Annotated in this window: 5 protein-coding genes; 2 read left to right on the top strand and 3 right to left on the bottom strand. The window is 76.0% G+C overall.

Annotated elements, in window-relative coordinates:
- Nucleotides 1–38: 38 nt before the first annotated feature.
- A complete protein-coding gene (locus GTQ99_RS20075) occupies nucleotides 39–1,070 on the bottom strand; it encodes an ABC transporter substrate-binding protein (protein ID WP_166617476.1) in 1,032 nt (343 codons plus the stop codon).
- A 113-nt stretch (nucleotides 1,071–1,183) separates the two neighbouring features.
- Between GTQ99_RS20075 and GTQ99_RS20070 the strand changes: the two genes are divergently transcribed.
- Both GTQ99_RS20070 and GTQ99_RS20065 read left to right on the top strand, forming a co-directional pair.
- On the top strand, nucleotides 1,184–1,966 hold the full coding sequence (locus tag GTQ99_RS20070; RefSeq protein WP_166617475.1) for an alpha/beta fold hydrolase: 783 nt from the start codon (nucleotides 1,184–1,186) through the stop codon (nucleotides 1,964–1,966).
- Nucleotides 1,967–2,030: 64 nt separating this feature from the next.
- A complete protein-coding gene (locus tag GTQ99_RS20065) occupies nucleotides 2,031–2,252 on the top strand; it encodes a hypothetical protein (protein ID WP_166617474.1) in 222 nt (73 codons plus the stop codon).
- 51 nt (nucleotides 2,253–2,303) lie between these two features.
- Here the strand turns inward: GTQ99_RS20065 and GTQ99_RS20060 are convergent, their stop codons facing one another.
- Both GTQ99_RS20060 and GTQ99_RS20055 read right to left on the bottom strand, forming a co-directional pair.
- Nucleotides 2,304–3,020, bottom strand: a complete 717-nt coding sequence (locus GTQ99_RS20060) for a methyltransferase (RefSeq protein ID WP_205707888.1) — start codon at nucleotides 3,018–3,020, stop codon at nucleotides 2,304–2,306.
- Nucleotides 3,021–3,314: 294 nt separating this feature from the next.
- A complete protein-coding gene (locus GTQ99_RS20055) occupies nucleotides 3,315–4,592 on the bottom strand; it encodes an MFS transporter (RefSeq protein ID WP_166617477.1) in 1,278 nt (425 codons plus the stop codon).
- Nucleotides 4,593–4,598 lie beyond the last annotated feature (6 nt).

The following is a 4,598-nucleotide window of genomic DNA, read 5'->3' as shown; positions in this document are numbered from 1 at the left end:
GTCGCGACCCCGTCGCGACCGCCCGCCACCGGTTCCCGTCAGAGGGTGGCGGGCACCGTGCCCGGGTCGCCGTCGGCGGCGGCGGCGAGGGCCGGCACGGCCTGCTCGACGGCGTAGGGCAGCGAGAGCGGGCTGGAGTTCCCCAGCGCACCGGCGAAGTCGCTGTCGAAGGTCGGGACGTAGACGGTGCGCCCCTCCGTCACGACGGCGAGCCCGGCCGCGACGGGGTTCGCCGCGAACTCCTGCGCGCTCAGGCCGAGCACCACGAGCACGTCGGTGTCGAGCTGGACGACCTGCTCCTCGCTGAGGCCGCCGTCCGCACTGGTGTTCGGGTTCTCCTCGAAGCCGAACTGCAGGAGGAAGTCGCCGCGCGGGTCGGAGGAGTCGAGCTGGTAGTACCCCTGGTTGTAGAGCACGACGCTGACCGTCTTGCCCGCGAACTCGGGGTGGGCGTCGACGGCCTCCTGGAAGTCGCCCTCGACCTCCTCGGTGAGCGAGGCGGCCTCGTCGGCCTTGCCCAGGGCGCGGCCGATCACCGCCAGCTCCTCCTGCCAGCTGGCCGCGGCGACGGAGTCGGCGCCCTCGCCGGCGGGGATGACGTCGCCGACGGTCGGCGCGATCGCGCTGAGCTTGTCGTAGTCGGCCTGCTCGAGGTAGGCGTAGGCGCCGATGATGAGGTCCGGCTGCAGCGAGGCGATCGTCTCGAAGTTCAGCTCGGCCTGGCCGACCGAGGTGATCCCCCCGGCGGGCAGCAGGTCGACCGCCCAGGGCCGCCGGGTGGCGTCGTAGCTGCCCAGCGGGCTGCGCGACCCGACCGGCGTGACGCCGAGGGCGAGGACGAAGTCCTCCTCGTTGTAGCCGACGGTGACGACCTTGGTGGGGGCGGACTCGATCGTCGTCGACCCGAGCTTGTGCTCGATGGTGACGGGGAACGCGCCGTCGCCGGCGGCCGGTGCCTCCGAGGGCGAGGTGGAGCCCGCGTCGGAGGATGCGTCGTCACCTCCGCAGGCGGCGAGGGTGGTGAGGGCGCCGGAAGCAGCCAGCGCGGCGAGGAGCGATCGACGGTGCACGCTGCAAGGCTAGCCTAACCTACCGGCCGTCCCGGCCGGGGTCCCGCACCGGCGGTGCGGACGCGCCGCCGCACGGGCGATGACTCCCGCGCCCGGGCGGGGTCGGAACACCCGTGACGACCTTCGCGCTCATCCACGGTGCGGGCGACGGCGGCTGGGCCTGGCACCTCGTGCAGCGCGCGCTGCAGCAGCGCGGGCACCGGACCGCGGCGCCGGACGTGCCCGACGAGCGCGAGGACGCGACCTGGGAGGAGTGCGTCGAGGCGCTGGTGGCGGCCGTGCGGCGGGTGACCGGCGACGGGTCGGGCGGCGCGGCGGACACCCCGGTCGACGACGTGGTCGACGACGTGGTCGACGACGTGGTCGACGACGTGGTGGTGGTCGGCCACTCCGCGGGGGGCCTGCTGGTGCCGCTGGTGGCGCAGCGGCTGCACGCCCGGCTGCAGGTGTTCGTGGCGGGGATGGTGCCGCGCCCCGGCGAGAGCGCGATGGAGTGGTTCACCGACGTCGGCTGGCAGCGGGCGGTCCGCGAGCAGGCCGCGCGGGACGGCGGCCTCACGGGCGACCCGGACCCGCGCGTCGCCTTCTACCACGACGTCCCGGCGCCGCTGGCCGAGCAGGCCCTGGCCCGGCAGCGGGCGACGAGCGATCGGCTCGGCGAGGTGCCCTGGCCCGCGCCCGCGCTGCCGGGGATCGCGGCGCGCTACGTCGTCACCACGCGCGACCGCTTCCTGCCGCCCGCCGTGCAGCGGCGCGTCGCGGCCGAGCGGCTCGGCATCGGGGCTCCCGACGAGGTCGAGGCCGGGCACTGCGCGGCCCTGAGCCGGCCCCGGGAACTCGCCGACCTGCTCACCGGCGACCTCCCGCGGCGACCTCCGCGGCGCGAGCGCGGGTGAGCGGACCGGGTGAGCGGCACCCGCCCCCGCGGGGGCGGCGCGGAGGAGGCGTCACACTGTCGGCATGGCACGGCAACCCTGGTGGCAGGCGACGAAGACGCTCGAGCAGTCCAAGCGGGCGGGGCTCCTCTACGCGGCCCTCGCCGCGCTGTCGTGGACCCTGCTGCACGACGACGGCAGCCCGTTCACGTGGCTCGTCAAGATCGTCTTCACGGTCGTGGCGCTCTACTTCCTCGCCGCCTGGTACGTCAGGCGTTCCCGCGAGCAGGGGCGGGCGGACGGGTAGGCGGCCGGCCGGCGCCCCGGCGCCGACACCGGCGCACCGCGCGCACCGCGCTCACCGCGTCCGGTGGCGGCGCGCCGGTGCGTCCGCGCGCAGTTCCCACAGCCCGTACTGCACGACGTAGGAGTACTCGTCGTGCCGCCACGCCGGGACGAAGCGGTACGACCACGGCGACAACCCGGCGGCCGTGACCGCGGCCAGCTGCTCGGTGGCGTCGTAGCAGTGCATGTCGACCCCGGGCAGGCCGTCCTCGGAGAACGCGCGCCGGGAACGACCGGCTGCCCCGGCGGCGCGGTCCTCGACGACCCCCACCAGCAGCCGCGCCCCGGGCGCGCACGCGTCGGCCAGGTTGCGCAGCGTCGCGCCGAGGTCCCGGCAGAACTCCAGGCAGCCCACGGCGACGACGACGTCGAACGGCCCCCACCCCTGCGGCAGCGGGTCGTGGAAGTCGTGCTGCTCGTAGCGCCCCCCGGGCCGTCCCGCGTCCGCCGCCGCGAGCATCCCCGGTGACAGGTCGATGCCCGTGACGTGCACGTCCGGGGCGAGGTTCCTCGTCAGCTGCCCCGGCCCGCACCCGACGTCGAGCACCCGGCACTCGGGCGTGACGGTGCGCAGCAGGAAGTCCGCGACGAGCGGGCCGTAGTGCTCCAGGGAACGCCACCCCGGCACGTAGTGCGGGGCGAAGTCGTCGTAGTAGAGCTCGATGGCCTCGCTCTCCGCGATCCGCGCGCCCTCGGGTCCTGCGGCGTCGGGTCCGGGGTCGCCGTGCACGAGTCAGTCGCTCCCAGGTGTTCCGGTGGCCTCCGCGTCCGCGGGCGCAGGGTCGAGGGTAGCGACCCCTGCCAGCAGCTCCCCGCGCCCGGGCTGCCGGCGGCACGCCGGTGGTGCCGATGGCCGTCCTGGTGCGGCCTACCGGCGCGGGATCAGCGCGGGCCTCGCCGAGCACGCGATCCCGGTGCACCACGTCGTGCTGCACGCCGACCCGGCCACCCTGCGCACCCGCATCGCGCAGGACCCGCTGCTCGGCCCGTCCGCGTTCCGCCTGCGGGCAGGTCCAGGCCGCCCTCAACGCCGGGAGGGCGGCGCCGGCGGTCTCCGGTCCAGCTGGCGCCACACCGGGAAGACCGCGGGGGTGCAGGTGATGAGCAGGTAGGAGATCGCCGAGACGATCAGCAGGGTGGTGAGGGACCCGGTCTCCAGCCACAGGCCCGCACCGAGGATGCCGACGGGCATGGCGGCCCAGGCCCCGGCGCCGACCACTCCGGCGACACGGGCGCGGGCCCCCGCCGGGACCCGTTCGAGCTGCGCCGCCCCCAGGATCGGGTTGATCGCCCCTGCGGCGATCCCGCTGAGCGCGGCGCCCGCCAGCAGCACCGGCAGTCCCGGGTCCAGGGCCAGCAGCGCGAAGCGCGGCGCACCGGTGAGCAGGAACGCCGAGGTGAAGACCGTGCGCCGCGACCAGCGCGCCCCCACCGCTCCGAAGGCGAAGGCCCCTGCGACGGCACCGGCCCCGAAGGCACCGACGAGCAGCCCGAGGTCGGCGCCGCCGCCCAGGCGCCGGGTGGCGTACACGGGCAGCACGACGCTGGAGTAGGCCGCGTCGAAGGCGTTGGTGACGGCCACCAGCGCGATGACCGCCAGCAGCAGCCGGTCGCTGCGGACGAGGTCCACGCCGAACCGCAGTTCGCGCAGGTAGCCGCGCACACCGCCCAGGGGTGCGGCCTGCTGCGCGGGCGCCACGGCGGGACCGGCGGGACCGGTCTGCTGAGGCCCCGGCCACGCGCCGGGAACCGCCCCGGCGATCAGGACGGCGGCGAGCACGAACGTGAGGGCGTCGACGGCCAGGACCGCGGGGGCGCCGAGGAGGGAGGTCGCCGCCCCGGCGGCGGGGGCGCCGACGAGGCGGGCGGCGCGTTCGGCGGCGTCCATCCAGCCGGTCGCCCGTTCCAGGGGCACACCGGCTTCGGCGGCGAGTTCGGGCAGCATCGCGTGGCGTGCCGCCTGCCCGGGGGTGTCGAGCAGTCCGGTGGCCACGACCAGGACGAGCAGGGCCCAGAAGGGCAGTCCGAGCGTGGCGTGCAGCAGCGGGACCGCGGCGATGGTGACGGCGCCGAACGCGTCGGAGACGACGCTGGTGCGCCGGTGGCCGAAGCGGTCGACCAGGACGCCGCCGAAGATCCCGCCGATGACGACGGGGGCGATGGCGGCGGCGCCGACGACGCCGGTCAGGGCCGTGGAACCGGTGGTCTGCAGGACGAACAGGGGCAGCGCGATCGCGGTGGCGGCGTTGCCGGCCGAGCTGGTGGTGTGCGCGGCCAGCACGGTCCACAGCCGGGCGCGCACACCACC

Origin of the sequence: Kineococcus vitellinus (assembly GCF_009906315.1) — a bacterium.
In the GTDB taxonomy this organism is placed as follows: Bacteria; Actinomycetota; Actinomycetes; order Actinomycetales; family Kineococcaceae; genus Kineococcus; species Kineococcus vitellinus.
Note: the sequence above shows the minus strand (reverse complement) of the source record. Positions and strands in the feature narration are given on the sequence as shown.

Coding starts and splice junctions, on each gene's coding strand:
- GTQ99_RS20065 (WP_166617474.1), top strand. CDS start 2,031: ATGGCACGGCAACCCTGGTGGCAGGCGACGAAGACGCTCGAGCAGTCC.